The organism is Parapedobacter koreensis (genome assembly GCF_900109365.1).
GTDB classification, from domain to species: domain Bacteria; phylum Bacteroidota; class Bacteroidia; order Sphingobacteriales; family Sphingobacteriaceae; genus Parapedobacter; species Parapedobacter koreensis.
The window spans coordinates 176,406-192,190 of record NZ_FNZR01000009.1 but is presented as its reverse complement, the minus strand read 5'-3'; the positions used below and the strand labels follow the sequence as shown (position 1 = coordinate 192,190).

Genomic DNA, 15,785 nt, shown 5'->3' with positions numbered 1-15,785 from the left:
TCGCTGTCATTTGCCTGTTGGTGCGCTTATGAAAGCCGATTTCTGCTATCTTTGTCGGAGTGTACCTCCGCTTTTACCTCGATCAGCTCATCCATTTCTTGTCGGCCAACTCCCGACATGGTACCCACTCGCCTTTCCTATACCACTTGGTGGATGAAGTCATCTATGCCAAACGACAGACAAGCGAGCCACGTGACCCTTTCAAACGGTTGACCGCTCGGCTCATCGAACGTGTTAAGCCAACCCAGGTATATGTGCTGGGCGATGAACGACTGGAGGGGCCGTTGGATTTTGTCATCGCCGAAAGCGGTGATGCAGATTGGATAAGCCTCCAAATAGAAGGACTTTGGTCTGCATTGCATCCCGGGAGCGTGGTTGTGCTGGAAGGTATTCACCGCAATGACGGGATGAAGCGGCTATGGCGTGCCCTCAAAGCCGAGCCTGAAGCAACCGTGACGGTAGACCTATTTCATGCCGGATTGGTATTTTTCCATCAAGGCCAAGCCAAGGAAGATTTTAAAATCAGGCTTTAATGCCCGGACGCAGCTAATTTATCCAATGCTTCTGAAGCATTGCACAGGCTACGTTGCAGATTATTTAACTATTGGAAGGTACTTTTCACGATTTTCGTAAATTATCCATAGCAGGATTACCCAGATGACGATAGCGGTGATCAATCCACTGGTGTCGACAAAGATATGCGTTAGCAAGACGCCTACCATGACGGGAAAGATCACCAATGCCCCCAATGCCCTGGTTTTTGGAAAGATGATGAGGACACCGCCTACTAATTCTGCCAGACCAATGAGCGGCATTAGCCATACGATTTCCATAAGGGCGCCGAAATCTTTGGCCGTGGCTTCCGGGATATCTTCCGGGACAGGCATGTAGTTGAAGAATTTGTTCAATCCGCCATTAATAAGCAAAAGTCCAAAGAGGACGGATAAGACGGTTAATACCGTTCGTTTCATGGTAAATCTATTTATTTAATTATATCTTTCTTTTGCAACTAATTGGTGGTGAATATAGCTGCAATTATCCGGTTGCGCAAGTTTTATAAAAAAACGCTAAGGCTGCAGTGCTTCCAACTTGCTGATTTCGGCAGTCAGTTCCTCATCGGTGAATGAATGGTTTTGGAGCTTGCCGTCAAAGTAGTCTTGGTATGCAGCCATGTCCACGAAGCCGTGTCCACAGAGGTTGAAGAGGATGGTTTTTGCTACCCCTTCTTCCTTGGCCTTGTTGACTTCCCGAACGACCTGTGCAATGCCATGGTTGGCTTCGGGGGCTGGTACAATGCCTTCGGCTTTTGCAAACAATACGCCGGCCTCAAAGCATTCCAATTGCTGGATAGCCTGTGCCTCAATAAGACCATCTTTGAGCAGCTGGCTGCATAGTACGCTGGCACCATGGTAGCGCAATCCACCGGCATGAATGGCGGCAGGCGTGAAGGTATGGCCAAGTGTATACATGGGTAGGAGCGGTGTATATCCTTGTGTATCGCCAAAGTCGTACATAAATTTCCCTTTGGTGAGCTTTGGGCATGAAGCAGGTTCCACTGCAATACAGCGCACGGGCTGGCCTGCGATTTTGTCTTTCAAAAAAGGAAATGAAAGACCGGCAAAATTAGAACCGCCACCTAAAGGAGCGATCACAATGTCGGGATAATCGCCCGTATATTCCAGTTGTTTCTTGGCTTCTTGGCCGATGACGGTTTGGTGGAGCAGTACGTGGTTCAATACAGAGCCCAACGCATACTTCGTCTGCTCGTCGCTAATGGCCACCTCGATAGCTTCTGAAATGGCCAGTCCGAGACTGCCCGGCGTATTGGCATTGGCTGCCAACGCGTTTCGTCCTGCCTGGGTTTGATTCGTTGGCGATGAATATACCGTTGCCCCAAAGGTGTTCATTAGGATTTTTCGATAGGGTTTCTGGTCGAAGCTGATGCGCACCATATACACTTCGCAGTCGATGCCGAATTGGCTGCACGCAAAGCTCAGGGCTGTGCCCCACTGGCCTGCACCGGTCTCGGTGATAATGCGCTTCACACCTTCCTGCTTGTTATAATAAGCTTGTGGGATGGCTGTATTAGGTTTATGGGAGCCGCTGGGACTGGTACCTTCATACTTATAATAGATTTTACAGGTTGTCCCGAGCGCTTTTTCAAGGTTGGTGGCACGTATGAGTGGTGTAGGCCGCCAGATGCGGTATGCTTGCTGCACCTCTTCCGGTATATCGATATATTGTTCGGCGGCCACTTCCTGTTTGATGAGCTCCATCGGAAAGAGTGGCGCGAGGTCATCTGGCCCCACGGGTAGCTTTGTGGCTGGGTGTAGGGGTGGTAGGGGTTTGTTGGGCATGTCAGCGACAATGTTGTACCATTGCGTGGGCATATCCCGTTCAGTTAAGAGAATTTTCTTTTCCATGCTTTATACGTTTTGTTGTTGAATTAGGTGTGCGAGGCTAATCTACAAAACTTTGATTGATTTTGACAGGTATTGATGTCACGATTTCGCGTCTTTAAAATAGGAGTTTTTACAGCTACTTAATCTCCAGTTAATATTGTACCGATAATTTGGCACCGCCTACATTGTACCACGTAGGCGGGGATCGAATATGGGAAGCAGGCGCTATGTTGGTTGTTCGGACGAGCAATTGATGGATTATATACAGGATGGGCATGAGCATGCTTTCGAAGCCCTGTATGATCGCTATTGGCATGAACTTTACCGGTTTGCATGGAACGTGTTGCGTTCCGAAGCTGACGCGAAAGATGCTGTTCAGGAAGTTTTCGTCAGTTTTTGGATCCGGCGCGAACAAATCGAAATTACGACGACCCTTGCTGCGTATCTTCATAAGGCTGTCCGGTATAAAGTATTGAACAGTGCTTCACGATTATTGGAAAGCGACCGGATTCATCAGCCCCTTTCCTACGAGCTGGTGAATGCTTTCGCTGTGCAACTAGATCCCATTGCACTGAAGGAACTGGAAACCACCCTGAACCGGCAGATGGCCAAATTGCCACCCGCTATGGAAAATGTGCTGCGCATGAGTGTTGAGGAACAGCTCAACGTAGCAGAAATAGCACAACAGCTTGGGCTGTCCGAGCAAACGATAAAAAATCAACTCACCGCAGCACGTAAACGCATGCGTATTTTATGTCGCGATATGGTCTTCGCGGTGCTTTTCTTCATGTTTTTTTAATAATTTCTTAATTAATCCCGATAGTACGATCCCTTCCTTTTTTGGATAGTATGGCAAAGATAAAGGTATGAAGCCATTACTATTCAAGGAACTTATTGATCGATACCGCAATGGGGAGGCTACTCCTTCCGAAAGAGAACTTGTGGAGCGCTGGCTTGAGCAGCAACGGGAAAAGCCGTTGTCGCTCGACACAGCGGACGAACAGCGGATAAAGACGGAAATGTTATCCGTTATACGGAAACAATTGCGTGCTACACGTATACGAAGGCTGGGGATGTTGATCCGTGTCGCAGCTGCAGCCGTGTTGGTTGTTGCGCTTGCCGCATTGGGGTGGCGCTTAGGGCCTTTGGGCGATACAGCGCCCACAATGTATGCGGCACAGACAAACTCCGGCGAACGTAAGCAGGTGATATTGCCAGACCGCTCGGTTATCTGGCTGAATGCAAATTCGCTGGTGGAATATCCGGAAGATTTTGGCCGTGGCGAACGTACGGTGCGCTTGATACGTGGCGAAGCTTTTTTTGAGGTGACGCCAGACCCATCCAAGCCCTTTGCGGTCAAGACCGAATGGTTTGAAACACGGGTACTTGGTACGTCCTTCAATGTGCAGGTGCAACCAGATACCGATGAAATGGGCGTTGCCGTTGAGACGGGGAAGGTGGAAGTGAGGCCTGTAGATACTGCTCGTAGACAGGAGGTATTCAGGTTGATGCGAGGGGAGGGCGTACTATACAGCCGGGCGACCCATGCGATGAGTCATACAACGGGCTCGGAAAAAGCGGGCATCTGGCGCACTGGAGGGCTGAGTTTCATGCAGCGTTCGCTGAATGACGTAATACGGGCACTGGAAGACAAGTATGCAACCACCATCGTTCTTGACGTAGATCCAAACCGGGATTACCGCTTTACGGCTACCCTTACACCACAAACCACACTGGATGAGGTTTTAGCATCTGTCTGTCTGGTCAATAAACTTGTCCGGGTAGATGGCGGCTCAGCCATTGTCCTGCGCGAACGCAATTTTTAATCAAGATTATTCACGACATATATAACACATCAGTATGGAATCAAATCGACAGTATTTAACAAAACGCGCATTGCTGTACGGGACATTTTTGTCCGTATGTTGGGGGCCGGTGGCTGCCCAGCAGTATGCACGAGCCAACCATGTGCCGGCACAACATGTACGCACGGGTATTTTACTCGAACAAGTATTGAAAGAAATTGCTTCACGCATCAATAAGAAATTGGTATATGATGCCAGGCAATTGGAAGGCAAGCAAGCACATACGGCGCGTACCGGATTGCCGCCAGAGCGATTACTGGCGGAAGTGCTGTCCGAGACGGGGCTCACCTATCGGATAGAAGGCGATTTGTTGGTAGTCTTCCCCGGAGATGTGGCTGACGGAGCCAGCAGCAATCCCGTGATCCATCAGCAAATGACGGTGCAGGGCAGGGTCACATCGGGAGAAGGGGAGCCATTGGCCGGTGTCTCGGTGAGCGTGAAGGGAGTGGCCACTACAGTGTCCACAGGAATAAACGGCCAGTATACCATTGCTGCGCCTGAAGATGCCACGTTGGTGTTTTCGCTTATTGGATATGTAAGGCAGGAAGTACCGTTGTCGGGCCGTGCCCAGTTGGATGTGGTGTTGCAAGAAGACAACCAAGCATTATCCGAGGTGGTAGTGACCGCCCTGGGCATTAAGCGTGAAGAGAAAGCATTGGGCTACGGCGTGTCGGTGGTGAAAGGCGAAGACCTCACGGATGCGATCTCAAACAACTGGTCGGACGCTTTGAAGGGTAAGGTAGCGGGTTTGAACCTTACGCAGACCGGTTCTGGACCGCTTAACGCTACTCGGATTAACCTGCGGGGGGATCGATCGCTGGATATAGCCGGTAATGAGGCATTGGTAGTCATAGACGGCATCCCGATGATCAATGGAAGGGTCAGCTCGGGCGTAGACCAAGCTTATGGTGCCGGAGCAAGCGGTGTCGATAAAGATATTCCGATTGATTTTGGCAACGGGCTCTCGGACATTAATCCCGATGATATCGAATCCGTAACGGTTTTAAAAGGCGCAGCAGCATCGGCGCTCTACGGCAGCCGCGCCGCCAACGGTGCGCTAATTATTACTACCAAAAGCGGCCGTAAGCGGGAGGGGGGTATTGGTATCACCATCAACTCCAATACCAGCATCCAGGATGTGCTGCGATGGCCAGACTGGCAGTACGAATATGGACAAGGCAACAACAACCGTAATGCAGACGGTGATTTGTATTATTCCTATCAATTGTCGGAGGATGGCGCCAATACAGGGTCAACTTCCAGTGCTTTCGGTCCAAAGTTTGATGGTCAATATTATTTCCAGTATGATCCTACCGTAGAAGGGCAATCTGCCGAACGGCAGTTGTGGCAGCCGTATACCGACAATATCAAGGGGTTTTGGCGTACGGGACTCAATTTGACCAATAGTGTCGCGCTGGATGGGGCGACAGACCGCTTTTCGGCACGGGCATCACTTACCCATACAAAAAATGAGTGGATCATGCCCAATACGGGATTTGAACGTATCGTGGCATCATTAAATAGCAGCGCCCATCTTTCGGAAAAACTACAGGTGAATGCCAAGATGAGCTATACGTCTAAAAGTAGTGACAATCTACCGGGTACGGGCTACAACAACCAATCTATCGGCTATTTCATGATATTCCAGAATCCAAACGTTGATCTGGAATGGTACCGTCCCACCTGGAAACAAGGTAGGGAGCAATTGGAACAAATTCACCCCTTCAGCTCGTATATTGAAAATCCCTACCTCATAGCCTATGAAATGACCAATGGGTTGAAGAGCAACACCGTGGAAGGCAACTTGCAGGGAATCTATACGTTTGATGACCGATGGAGCCTCATGGTGCGGTCGGGCCTAAATATGCGGCAGGACAAACGGGATAACCGCAGACCCTACAACACGGCAAATTTCCCGCAGGGATACTACAAAGAACAAGATGTCTATTTCTTCGAATCAAATACCGACATGTTGCTCACTTACCAGAATAAAATTACGCCGGCTATCGATTTGCGCGCCTCGTTGGGGGCAAATGCGATGCGCTATGAGTCCAAGACCAATAACGCCATCGCCCGAGGATTGTTGCTGCCCGGTATTTACAAGCTGTCTAATGCCTTGGAACAAGCCTTGGCCGATAATGATTTGCAGCGGCGTCGTACAAACAGCGTATATGGCTTTGTCAACTTCTCGTACCGCGATTTGGTTTTCTTGGATATCACCGGACGGAATGATTGGTCTTCTACATTACCCAATGGCAATAATTCTTATTTTTATCCCTCAGTAAGCAGCAGCTATATCCTGAGCGATATTTTTTCACTGCCTGAAGCGGTCAGCTTTGCTAAAGCCCGCCTTTCATGGGCAATGGTAGGCAATGACACCTATCCTTACCGCACGGCAAAGTATTACAGCAAGACCAGCTTCCCGGGTTCTGCTGAAGCCCCATCGGTACTCCATAATGCAGATTTGAAACCCGAGATATCACGGTCATGGGAAGCTGGTGTAAACGTAGCATTGTTCAACAACCGTATTAATACCGATGTGAATTTATATGCCATTACGACCGAAAACCAAGTGCTCTCGGTGCCTTTAGATATCACAACGGGTTATAGCAGTGCGTTCATCAATGCCGGTGAAATCCGCAATAAGGGTATTGAGGTGATGTTGAGCGGAAGTCCGGTAAAAAACGATCTGTTTTCGTGGACAGCTACGGCTACCTGGTCTACCAATGACAACAAAATCCTGTCGTTGAGCGATGATGTGGAAGGCGAAGAACAAATTATCGCTACCAGTGGTACGGCCACGTTGTTAGCTACCGTGGGCGGTAGTATCGGCGATATATGGGGGTATGGGTTGGTGCGGAATTCCGATGGGCAGGTCGTATTTAACGGCACAACGGGGCTGGCACTACAGCCCAGTGATATCACCAAGATTGGCAATGCCTATGCCGATTGGAAAGCTGGCCTGGTCAATGAATTCCAATATAAGAACTGGCGGCTAAGCGCTACTGTTGATGGACAATACGGTGGGATATTGTATTCGCAGAGCCACCACAAGATGACCGAACAGGGAAAACTGCGGCATACCTTGCTGGGCCGGGAAACCATGACCGTCATCGGCGAGGGTGTCGTGATGAATGACGATGGTAGTTATTCGCCCAATACCATGCCGGTTCCGATCCAAACGTGGTATGCTGATTATTATCGGCGGGCCAATATCGAGACGAACAGCTTTGATGCGTCTTACCTGAAGCTGCGGGAAGTCCGCTTGGAATACAACCTGCCGGTATCGGTGGTGTCGCGCTGGCGCTTGGCTGGGGCAAGCATTGCCGTGTATGGCCGGGATCTGGCGATGATTTCGGACTTTCCAATTTTTGACCCCGAGACGGCAAGCCTTAATGGGGCCACCATCGTACCCGGGGTAGAGATGGGGCAGTTGCCCACGCCAAGGACATGGGGCGTAAATTTGAGGCTGCAATTTTAAAGTAAAAGGACTTACAACGCTTTTGAACATGAATATTTTGAATCGCAATACGCTAACGGGAAGCTTGGTAATCATGCTGCTGGCTACATCATGTACGCATGAATTTGAGGAAATCAATACCGACCCCAATAAGATTGAGAAGGTAACGCCGGGTAGTATGCTCACCCCGACGATTTATGGAATGAGTACCTATTTCACGGTGAGGAGCTATGATTTTACGTGGCAACTGATGCAGGTTGCACTGCCGCATCCCAGCTCGGGCAATGCCGTGCACTGGTACTATATGCAGGAAAATTCCGGTAATGGCACATGGAACACGTGTTACCGCCTGTTACGCAATCTACGCGAAATGGATGATGCCGCCGATGAATACGGGCAGCCGATATACAAAGCGGTGGCGGCGACGCTGCGTGCTTACATCGTAGGGATACTCACGGACAGTTTCGGGGACGTGCCGTTTAGCGAGGCCATGCAAGCAGAGGAAGGGCTCAACCAACCACGGTTTGATACGCAAGAGGAAATTTACCTCAGCCTTATCGACCAATTGGAGGAAGCAAACCGCGTCTATGCGGCCGGTGGCAATATGGCTGGCAATGACCTGCTTTATGGCAATGACGCAACGAAATGGCGCCGGTTCAATAACTCCCTGTTGATGCGAATGATTCTGCGGATGTCCAAGCGCACCGAACAGAACAGCTATGTGCGCTTGCAGGCAATAATTGCTAACCCGGACGAATATCCGGTGTTTACCTCCAATGAAGACGCGGCGTTGGTGCCTATTTCTGGGCTGACGCCTTATGATTATGCCTGGGGAAGGCGGCAAGATTACGTCAATTTCGAAGCAATGGCGGAGTTTTTTGTAGACATGCTGAACGAATTGGAAGATCCACGTCGACCATTGTTTATGACCCGCGCCAGGCGGTTGGAAAACGGTGAATACGTGGATTTGGGTTATCGCGGCATACCGAGTGCACATTCGGGAGATGCGTCGCAATATAATTACGATCCCAGCACGCCTAATGGTGATTTGATGGTATACACGACCTTGGGTACGGAGATCATTGAGGTCATGATGAGCTATGCCGAGGTCGAGTTTATCAAGGCCGAAGTGGCATTTTTCCAAGGGGATGAAACAGCCGCGGAAGCGGCATATCAGCGGGGAGTGACGGCAGCGGTTACACAGTGGAAAGGCGGAGTGATGCCGGACAATTATTTTGAGAATGAAGCAGCTCGATTTGACGGAACCTTTGCCCGTATAATGAATCAAAAATACTTGGCGCTATTTTTCAACGATTACCAGCAATGGTTTGAATACCGGCGTACGGGATATCCTGAATTGCCAAAAACACCTTACATGCTGTATGAGGGCCGGATGCCTACACGTTTCATGTACCATACGGACGTGCGTCGGTTCAATGCCGAGAAATATCAGGAAGCTGTACAGCGCATGGGGGCGGATGATTTCCATACCAAAGTATGGTGGGAGCGGTGATCATTGAAAAAGGGACATTTCGGTGTCCCTTTTTTATGCAGATGGCTAATGATTAATCACCCATGGATATGCTCTTTCTTGCCGTATGACTTAATCAGTTCCCCTTCGAATTCCAGCCATTCCTTCCAACGTTGTTCGATATTGACGTCAACGGTATAGCGGCGGGCAAAATTCAAAAAGGTGGTATAATGGTTGGCCTCTGACACCATCAGGTCATGATAAAATTTGGCCAGTTCTTCGTCATGGATGTTTTGGGAGAGTACGCGGAACCGTTCGCAGCTGCGCGCTTCTATCATGGCTGCAAAGAGCAACCGATCAATAAAGGCGGTATTGCGGCTGCCGTCTTTCTTGGTAAATTTCATGAGCTGGTTTACATAATCGTCTTTCCGCTCGCGGCCGAGCGTGTAGCCGCGCTGTTTGATGATGTCAATGACCATTTCGAAGTGCTGCATCTCCTCGATGGCGATGGCCGTCAACTCATGCACCAGATCTTGATGCTCGGAATTTTGGGTAATCAACGAGATGGCATTGGAGGCTGCCTTCTGTTCGCACCAAGCATGATCCGTCAGGATTTCTTCCAGGTTAGTTTCAGCAACATTGGCCCAACGTGGGTCGGTCAACAATTTGAGTCCAAGCATAGCGGTATTGTCTTTTAAGCAAACTTACGTATATTTTCCAACAAGAATGGCAGCCATCCTTGTTGAAAAGGGGCTGCCATATGAGCTATATGATGCCTTGGAGGCCTACTTATCGTGCCGCAATAGCAGTATCCGAGGGGAAGCTATTTGCACGATCGATAGCCTTTGCAAAATGTTCTTCTGCTTTACGCAATAGGGGCAAGGTTTCTTCATTGACCAAGCCAGCATATTTTTTCTTGGCTTTGTCGAACCTTTTTTTCTCGCCATTCAATTCGGCTTTCAGCTGTGCTTGCAACCGCGTCACTTCTTTTTTCTCGTACGCATCCCGCTGGGCGTGTTTTTCAGTGTACATTGCTTTAATTTCTTCGATGGCTTTCTTGCTTTCATCTACACGGATGCCTTTGTTGATATCTTCTTGGTATACACCCGTGAAGAAGTCTTTATCGCGATCCAATTCGGCATGGTTGCCCCGACTTTCCCGGATACGCGCCTCAGCCAGCCCGTATTGTTCCCATAGAACATCTACATTGCGTTCGTGAAATCCGATTGCCTGTTTAAATGCCTCGACACTTTTTTGGTCATTTACGAGTTCTTTAACATGACCTTTCGTTACATCATTAGCGGCATAAGTGCTTGCTACACTATGTCCTACTACTGTTGCGCAAATCACGGCGCTCAATACGATTGATTTCATAACTATACTTTTTTACGTTGTTTTCTGTTGATAAGACGACAGATCGCGAAAAACGTTGCATGGAAATAGGTGATAATAGACCAAAGGCCCGTAATTGTCGACGAATGGATAAGGCATTAGACGAAAGGCATATTTTCGTAGACGAAAGATACACCCGGAGACGCACCTTTGAGCTGTAGCAAAAATTCGGTATTTTCGTCTACTAAGAAAAGGATAATGGGTATGTATAGAAAGTTGATATTTCTGACAGGGCTGTGTACAATAATGATCGCATTGGCATGCGAAAAGCAGACCCTCATGGGGAGCCCTGAGGCAGAAAGTCTACAATTGGAAGCCCTGCGCCAAGAGGTTGATTCGCTGGCTGCCCAATATTCCTGTGCGGATGTGGAGCAATGGCGTTTTACAGCGATAGGCGAGAAGGCTTGCGGCGGCCCTGCTGGGTTCATTGCTTATTCCACGCAAATGGATACGACAGCATTTTTAATAAAAGTAGCCACCTATACCGAACTGCAGAAGGAATATAATCGCAAGTGGGATGTGGTATCAGATTGTATGCTGCTATTGCCGCCGGACCGTATTATTTGTGAAGGGGGTAAGCCAAAATTGGTTTGGGATGAACCGGTTACCGAAGAACAATAAGACGCTAAGATATTTTTTCCCAAGCGACGGTCGGCTCGCGCTCAGTAAGGTATTCCCGCAATCGTGCATTTTCTGGCTTGGCCAGCTGGCCGTCAGCTTCGAAAATACCAATGACGCTATTGCGTACCTCGGTCAATAAAGCCTGGTCGGTGGTGAGGTCGGCCAGCTTGAGATCCAATACGCCACTTTGCTGCGTGCCCGCGATGTCGCCGGGGCCACGCAATTGGAGGTCTACTTCGGCGATCTCAAAGCCATCATTGGTACGCACCATGGTTTCTAGGCGAAGTTTGCTTTCTTTGCTCAGCTTGCTGCCTGACATCAGGATGCAATAGGATTGCTCTGCGCCGCGCCCTACGCGACCGCGTAGCTGATGCAATTGCGACAAACCGAAACGTTCTGCGTTTTCGATGACCATTACCGAAGCGTTTGGAACATCCACCCCCACCTCGATTACGGTAGTCGCAACCATAATTTGTGTCTCTCCCTTGACGAATCGCTGCATCTCAAATTCCTTATCCTTTACGGGCATTTTACCATGCACAATGCTGATGCGGTATTGCGGTAGCGGAAATTCATTCATCAGCGTTTCCAGTCCGGCTTCGAGGTACAGCAAATCTATTTTCTCGCTTTCCTTGATGAGCGGATACACAATATATACCTGCCTTCCTTTCGTGATTTCTTCTTTCATGAAGCCAAACATGCGCAAACGACTGCTTTCATAAAGGTGCAATGTCTTGATGGGCTTGCGGCCAGCAGGTAGCTCGTCGATCACGGAGATATCCAGATCACCGTATAAGGTCATGGCCAACGTGCGCGGAATAGGGGTGGCTGTCATCACCAGCATATGGGGGGGCGTACTGTTCTTGCGCCAGAGTTTAGCCCGTTGCTCCACGCCGAAACGATGCTGCTCATCAATCACGACAAAGCCAAGGTTTTTAAATCGTACGGTATCTTCAATCAAGGCATGGGTACCTACAAGGATGTCCAATGTGCCATCCTCCAGTTGTGTGTGGATAATCCGACGGTCTTTTTTGGCAACAGAGCCAGTAAGCAGCTGTACGGAAGCAATACCTTCGCCCAATAATTTTTTGATGCTGTGGTAGTGTTGCTGGGCGAGTATTTCCGTAGGGGCCATTAAGCAGGCTTGGAAGCCGTTGTCTACGGCAAGCAGCATGCTCATCAGCGCTACCACTGTTTTCCCACTGCCTACATCGCCCTGTACAAGCCGGTTGAGCTGCGCTCCCGAAGCCGTATCTTTCCGGATCTCCTTGATGACCCGTTTTTGGGCATTGGTGAGCGAGAAGGGAAGGTGTTCATTGTAAAACGTATTAAACCTGTTGCCTACCACATCAAAATGATGGCCCTTGAATTTATGGGTGTTGAGCAGCTTGTTCTTTAAGAGTTTTAATTGGATGAAAAACAGTTCATCAAATTTGAGCCGATGGATAGCCTGAGCGAGTTCCTGTTGGTCGCGGGGAAAATGGATGGCTACCAGTGCGCTTGGCAACGGCATGAGACGGTGCTCATGCAATAAGTAATCAGGCAATGCTTCCTGTAACTGATGGGCAATACTTTCCAGCAATGCTACCTGTAACTTTTGGATCCCCCGACTGTCAAGCGTAAATTTTTTTAGCTTCTCGGTGGAGTTGTACACCGGCTGTAAGCTCATATTGCCGGCCTGCTTGACGCCCGGATGATAAAGTTCCATTTCGGGATGCGTCATCGACAGCTGATTATTGAATACGCTGGGCCTTCCATAAATGACATAAGCAGCGCCCACCTTCAACGATTTTTTCAGCCAACTGATGCTTTGAAACCATACCAATTCCATGATGCCCGTATCGTCTTTGAAATGTCCTACAAGGCGTTTCCCCTTACGTTCACCGATTTCCTCCAAATGGGTCAGCCGTCCGATGACCTGCGCGGCAGGCATATCGGGATGCACCTGCTGGATTTTGTGGAATTGTGTGCGATCGATGTAACGGAAAGGGTAATGCTTCAGCAAGTCGCCGAACGTATGGACATTCAATTCGCTTTTGAGTACTTCGGCACGGCTGGGGCCGACACCTTTGAGGTATTCAATGGGAGTTATGGAGCTGAATGGTGCCACACCAGTCTTTTGATTTCAACGGTTTTTATGCGAATTTATGAAAAACCTTCCGAAGTGTACCCCAATTAAATAAGAATACCGCTACCAACAATACCATATAGGCCATTAATTGATGCGCAGTGATATGTTCCTGAAAATAGACAACCGCTACGATGAAAGCAATAATGGGATTGATGTAAATCATGATGCCCACGGTTGTTGAAGACAAACCATTAAGCGCATACATGCTCATGTAGAGCGGAATGATAGTAAATAGAATGGCGATGATGACAATATTGGTCCAAAATTTTGGATCAAGTGGGAGCGGATGTTGTTGCCAGAGCAGCAATGGTAAGATGAGCAGGCTACATAGGGTCAGCTGTGCTGCCAACACGTTCAGTTTATCTACTTGCCGGATGATGCGCTGGGCAACTAAGTATAGGGCGTAAAATGACGCAATGCCTACCGACCATGATACTTCATAAAAAGAACCTTGGGCCAGCATGGCAACACTGACAAAGGCGACACCGATACTGATTTTTTTGAGGGTAGACAGTTGCTCCTTGAGAATGGCAAATCCAGCCAGGGTAGTAAGCAGCGGACAGACTAAGTAGGCAAAGGCAGCTGATTGGATGCTCACATGGTTGACGGCATAGATAAATGAAAACCAATTGCCCATGATGAGTAGCGAGGCAACCACGGTGAGCCAGGCCAATTGTCTTCGCTGTATTGGCGGGAGCTGCCTGACATGCCGAACATCTGATCGCAACTGGCTTCTACGGAAGGCCAAAATGAATAACCAAATGAATAGCGTCGAAACAAAGATGCGGTAATAAAGGATATCTCCCGCCGGCCATGCTTGGATGGCCCGCAAAGGAATGGACATAAAGCCCCAAAGTGCCGCAGCGAAAAAAGCTGCGGAGAAATACGCTATGCGGCCCTGCATTTATGGTTTATAGGCAATGACGGAAATTTCTACATGGACGTTTTTGGGCAACCCCGCCACGGCAACGGTTTCCCGCGCAGGCGCTTGCTCGATAAAATACTCCCCATAGACGGCATTGACTGCGGCAAAATCATTCATGTCGCGTAGAAAGATGGTGGTCTTCACAACATCTGCAAAGGTATATCCGGCAGCACTTAATACCGCATTGATGTTTTTAAGCACTTGATGTGCCTCATCGGAGACGGTACCTTGGATCAATTCTCCAGTATCGGGTATAAGTGCGATCTGACCAGACACATAGAGCGTATTGCCCGCTTTGATTGCCTGGTTGTAAGGCCCAATGGGGGCCGGTGCTTGTGTGGTGTTGATGATTTCTTTGTTGATGGACATCGTTTTATGGTATGTACGGGATGAATTTTTTAGTTCATCTTCAGGCGAAAAAAAAAAGTGATATAATTTTGTATAAGATAGCCAGCAAAAATAGGATGATGGCTGTTGCGTTTATCGCATGCATGACCCGAAGATTGAAGCTGTCAGGCCTATTGGGATCTTTTTTTCTGAAAAAATACATGATACTACGAAGTTACGGCAGTTAGCGGAAAAAAACAACCATCCCGGAGGCCTCCGGGATGGTTGTTTTTTCCTTATTACTTGGAAAGGCCTATTTCGTCCTTCGCAGGGCTTTTTCGGCACGCCTGTTTGCAGCACTAATTTTGTAATTAAACCAGCGATCTTTGAAAATCTTCCGCATGGTATTGTCAAAATTACGGGTAATGACCAGATTGCGGAATCCACGCCATTTATCGTATGCTTTCGAAGGCAGTGCCCTTACACTGATGGAATACCCTTCCGTGACGTATTGGATATAATGCCACCATCCCGAAGGCATGAATAAGGTTTCACCTGGATGTATCTCTGCTTCATAACCATTCAAATACTTCAATGCCGGAAACTTTGCATAATCCGGATTTTTGAGGTTGGCAATGCTGTGGAAATTGTAGGGCAATTTATACATCAGATCCGATTGCTCCAGTGGAAATAACCAAATTTTCTTAATCCCCTTGTATTGGGTAATAAAGACATGGGACATATCAATGTCAAAGTGATTGCGGGTGCTGGAACCTTCTCCCCCAAAGAAAAGATAAGGTAGCCATTGCAATACTTTTCCACCTGTCACATCGTTGTAAATTAGATCATGGTTGAGCTCCGGCTTCAACTTCATCAGATTGAATAAGAAAATACGCAAATCCGTTGGTTGGCGTTCGATCAGATCCAAATATTCACTGAATTTCATCTTTGTCACAGGAGCACTGGCCGCCCGATCATTCGAAGCGTCTTCCCGTCCGTGGAGGGAAATTTGGGCATCTCCGGCTATTTCCTTGAAATAGTCATAACTCCACTTGGTCCAAGCAGGGCTATCCTTACTAACAAAGTCGTCCATAATGACAGGGACGCCTTTGTCGAGGTAATTTTTGACAAAGTCAGCCGAGCTTATCCCGGAGATTTTTTCTACTTTTTTTAATTGCACGACTTAATATT

Annotated in this window: 15 protein-coding genes; 6 read left to right on the top strand and 9 right to left on the bottom strand. The window is 48.5% G+C overall.

Annotation, left to right across the window (positions count from 1 at the left end; translation table 11 throughout):
- Positions 1–59 precede the first annotated feature (59 nt).
- Positions 60–533, top strand: coding sequence for a hypothetical protein (locus tag BMW65_RS19445; RefSeq protein ID WP_090608014.1), 474 nt, complete (start codon positions 60–62; stop codon positions 531–533).
- A 60-nt stretch (positions 534–593) separates the two neighbouring features.
- Here BMW65_RS19445 and BMW65_RS19440 read toward each other — a convergent pair whose 3' ends face one another.
- The gene (locus BMW65_RS19440) at positions 594–971 is read right to left on the bottom strand and encodes a DoxX family protein (protein ID WP_090608012.1); all 378 of its coding nucleotides are present in this window, start codon (positions 969–971) and stop codon (positions 594–596) included.
- Between the two features lie 96 nt (positions 972–1,067).
- Entirely contained in the window at positions 1,068–2,423 is a 1,356-nt protein-coding gene (locus tag BMW65_RS19435) for a TrpB-like pyridoxal phosphate-dependent enzyme (RefSeq protein WP_090608010.1), read from the bottom strand.
- A 190-nt stretch (positions 2,424–2,613) separates the two neighbouring features.
- On the opposite strand from BMW65_RS19435, the gene BMW65_RS19430 reads away from it, so the two are divergent.
- The 4 genes from BMW65_RS19430 (at position 2,614) to BMW65_RS19415 (ending at position 9,240) form a co-directional block, all read left to right on the top strand.
- Complete coding sequence (locus BMW65_RS19430; protein WP_090608008.1) at positions 2,614–3,201, top strand: RNA polymerase sigma factor; 588 nt, start codon at positions 2,614–2,616, stop codon at positions 3,199–3,201.
- 67 nt (positions 3,202–3,268) lie between these two features.
- Complete coding sequence (locus BMW65_RS19425) at positions 3,269–4,228, top strand: FecR family protein (RefSeq protein ID WP_090608006.1); 960 nt, start codon at positions 3,269–3,271, stop codon at positions 4,226–4,228.
- Between the two features lie 34 nt (positions 4,229–4,262).
- Entirely contained in the window at positions 4,263–7,748 is a 3,486-nt protein-coding gene (locus BMW65_RS19420; protein WP_245747696.1) for a SusC/RagA family TonB-linked outer membrane protein, read from the top strand.
- 28 nt (positions 7,749–7,776) lie between these two features.
- Positions 7,777–9,240 (top strand): SusD/RagB family nutrient-binding outer membrane lipoprotein, encoded by a 1,464-nt coding sequence (locus BMW65_RS19415; RefSeq protein ID WP_090608004.1) that lies wholly within the window; start codon positions 7,777–7,779, stop codon positions 9,238–9,240.
- 56 nt (positions 9,241–9,296) lie between these two features.
- Here the strand turns inward: BMW65_RS19415 and miaE are convergent, their stop codons facing one another.
- Together miaE and BMW65_RS19405 are read right to left on the bottom strand one after the other, a co-directional pair.
- Positions 9,297–9,878: a MiaE family protein gene (gene miaE / locus BMW65_RS19410; protein ID WP_090608002.1), complete on the bottom strand. Its 582-nt coding sequence runs from the start codon at positions 9,876–9,878 to the stop codon at positions 9,297–9,299.
- A gap of 109 nt (positions 9,879–9,987) precedes the next feature.
- The gene (locus tag BMW65_RS19405; RefSeq protein WP_090608000.1) at positions 9,988–10,572 is read right to left on the bottom strand and encodes a hypothetical protein; all 585 of its coding nucleotides are present in this window, start codon (positions 10,570–10,572) and stop codon (positions 9,988–9,990) included.
- A gap of 222 nt (positions 10,573–10,794) precedes the next feature.
- On the opposite strand from BMW65_RS19405, the gene BMW65_RS19395 reads away from it, so the two are divergent.
- Complete coding sequence (locus tag BMW65_RS19395) at positions 10,795–11,211, top strand: hypothetical protein (protein WP_143053935.1); 417 nt, start codon at positions 10,795–10,797, stop codon at positions 11,209–11,211.
- Positions 11,212–11,215: 4 nt separating this feature from the next.
- Here BMW65_RS19395 and recG read toward each other — a convergent pair whose 3' ends face one another.
- The 5 genes from recG to BMW65_RS19375 form a co-directional block, all read right to left on the bottom strand.
- On the bottom strand, positions 11,216–13,321 hold the full coding sequence (gene recG, locus BMW65_RS19390; RefSeq protein ID WP_090607994.1) for an ATP-dependent DNA helicase RecG: 2,106 nt from the start codon (positions 13,319–13,321) through the stop codon (positions 11,216–11,218).
- Between the two features lie 25 nt (positions 13,322–13,346).
- The gene (locus BMW65_RS19385; RefSeq protein ID WP_090607992.1) at positions 13,347–14,246 is read right to left on the bottom strand and encodes an EamA family transporter; all 900 of its coding nucleotides are present in this window, start codon (positions 14,244–14,246) and stop codon (positions 13,347–13,349) included.
- Positions 14,247–14,636, bottom strand: a complete 390-nt coding sequence (locus BMW65_RS19380; protein ID WP_090607990.1) for a RidA family protein — start codon at positions 14,634–14,636, stop codon at positions 14,247–14,249.
- Between the two features lie 40 nt (positions 14,637–14,676).
- On the bottom strand, positions 14,677–14,817 hold the full coding sequence (locus BMW65_RS24775; RefSeq protein WP_317040497.1) for a DUF6728 family protein: 141 nt from the start codon (positions 14,815–14,817) through the stop codon (positions 14,677–14,679).
- A 90-nt stretch (positions 14,818–14,907) separates the two neighbouring features.
- Positions 14,908–15,774, bottom strand: a complete 867-nt coding sequence (locus BMW65_RS19375) for a cupin-like domain-containing protein (RefSeq protein WP_090607987.1) — start codon at positions 15,772–15,774, stop codon at positions 14,908–14,910.
- Positions 15,775–15,785: the final 11 nt, after the last annotated feature.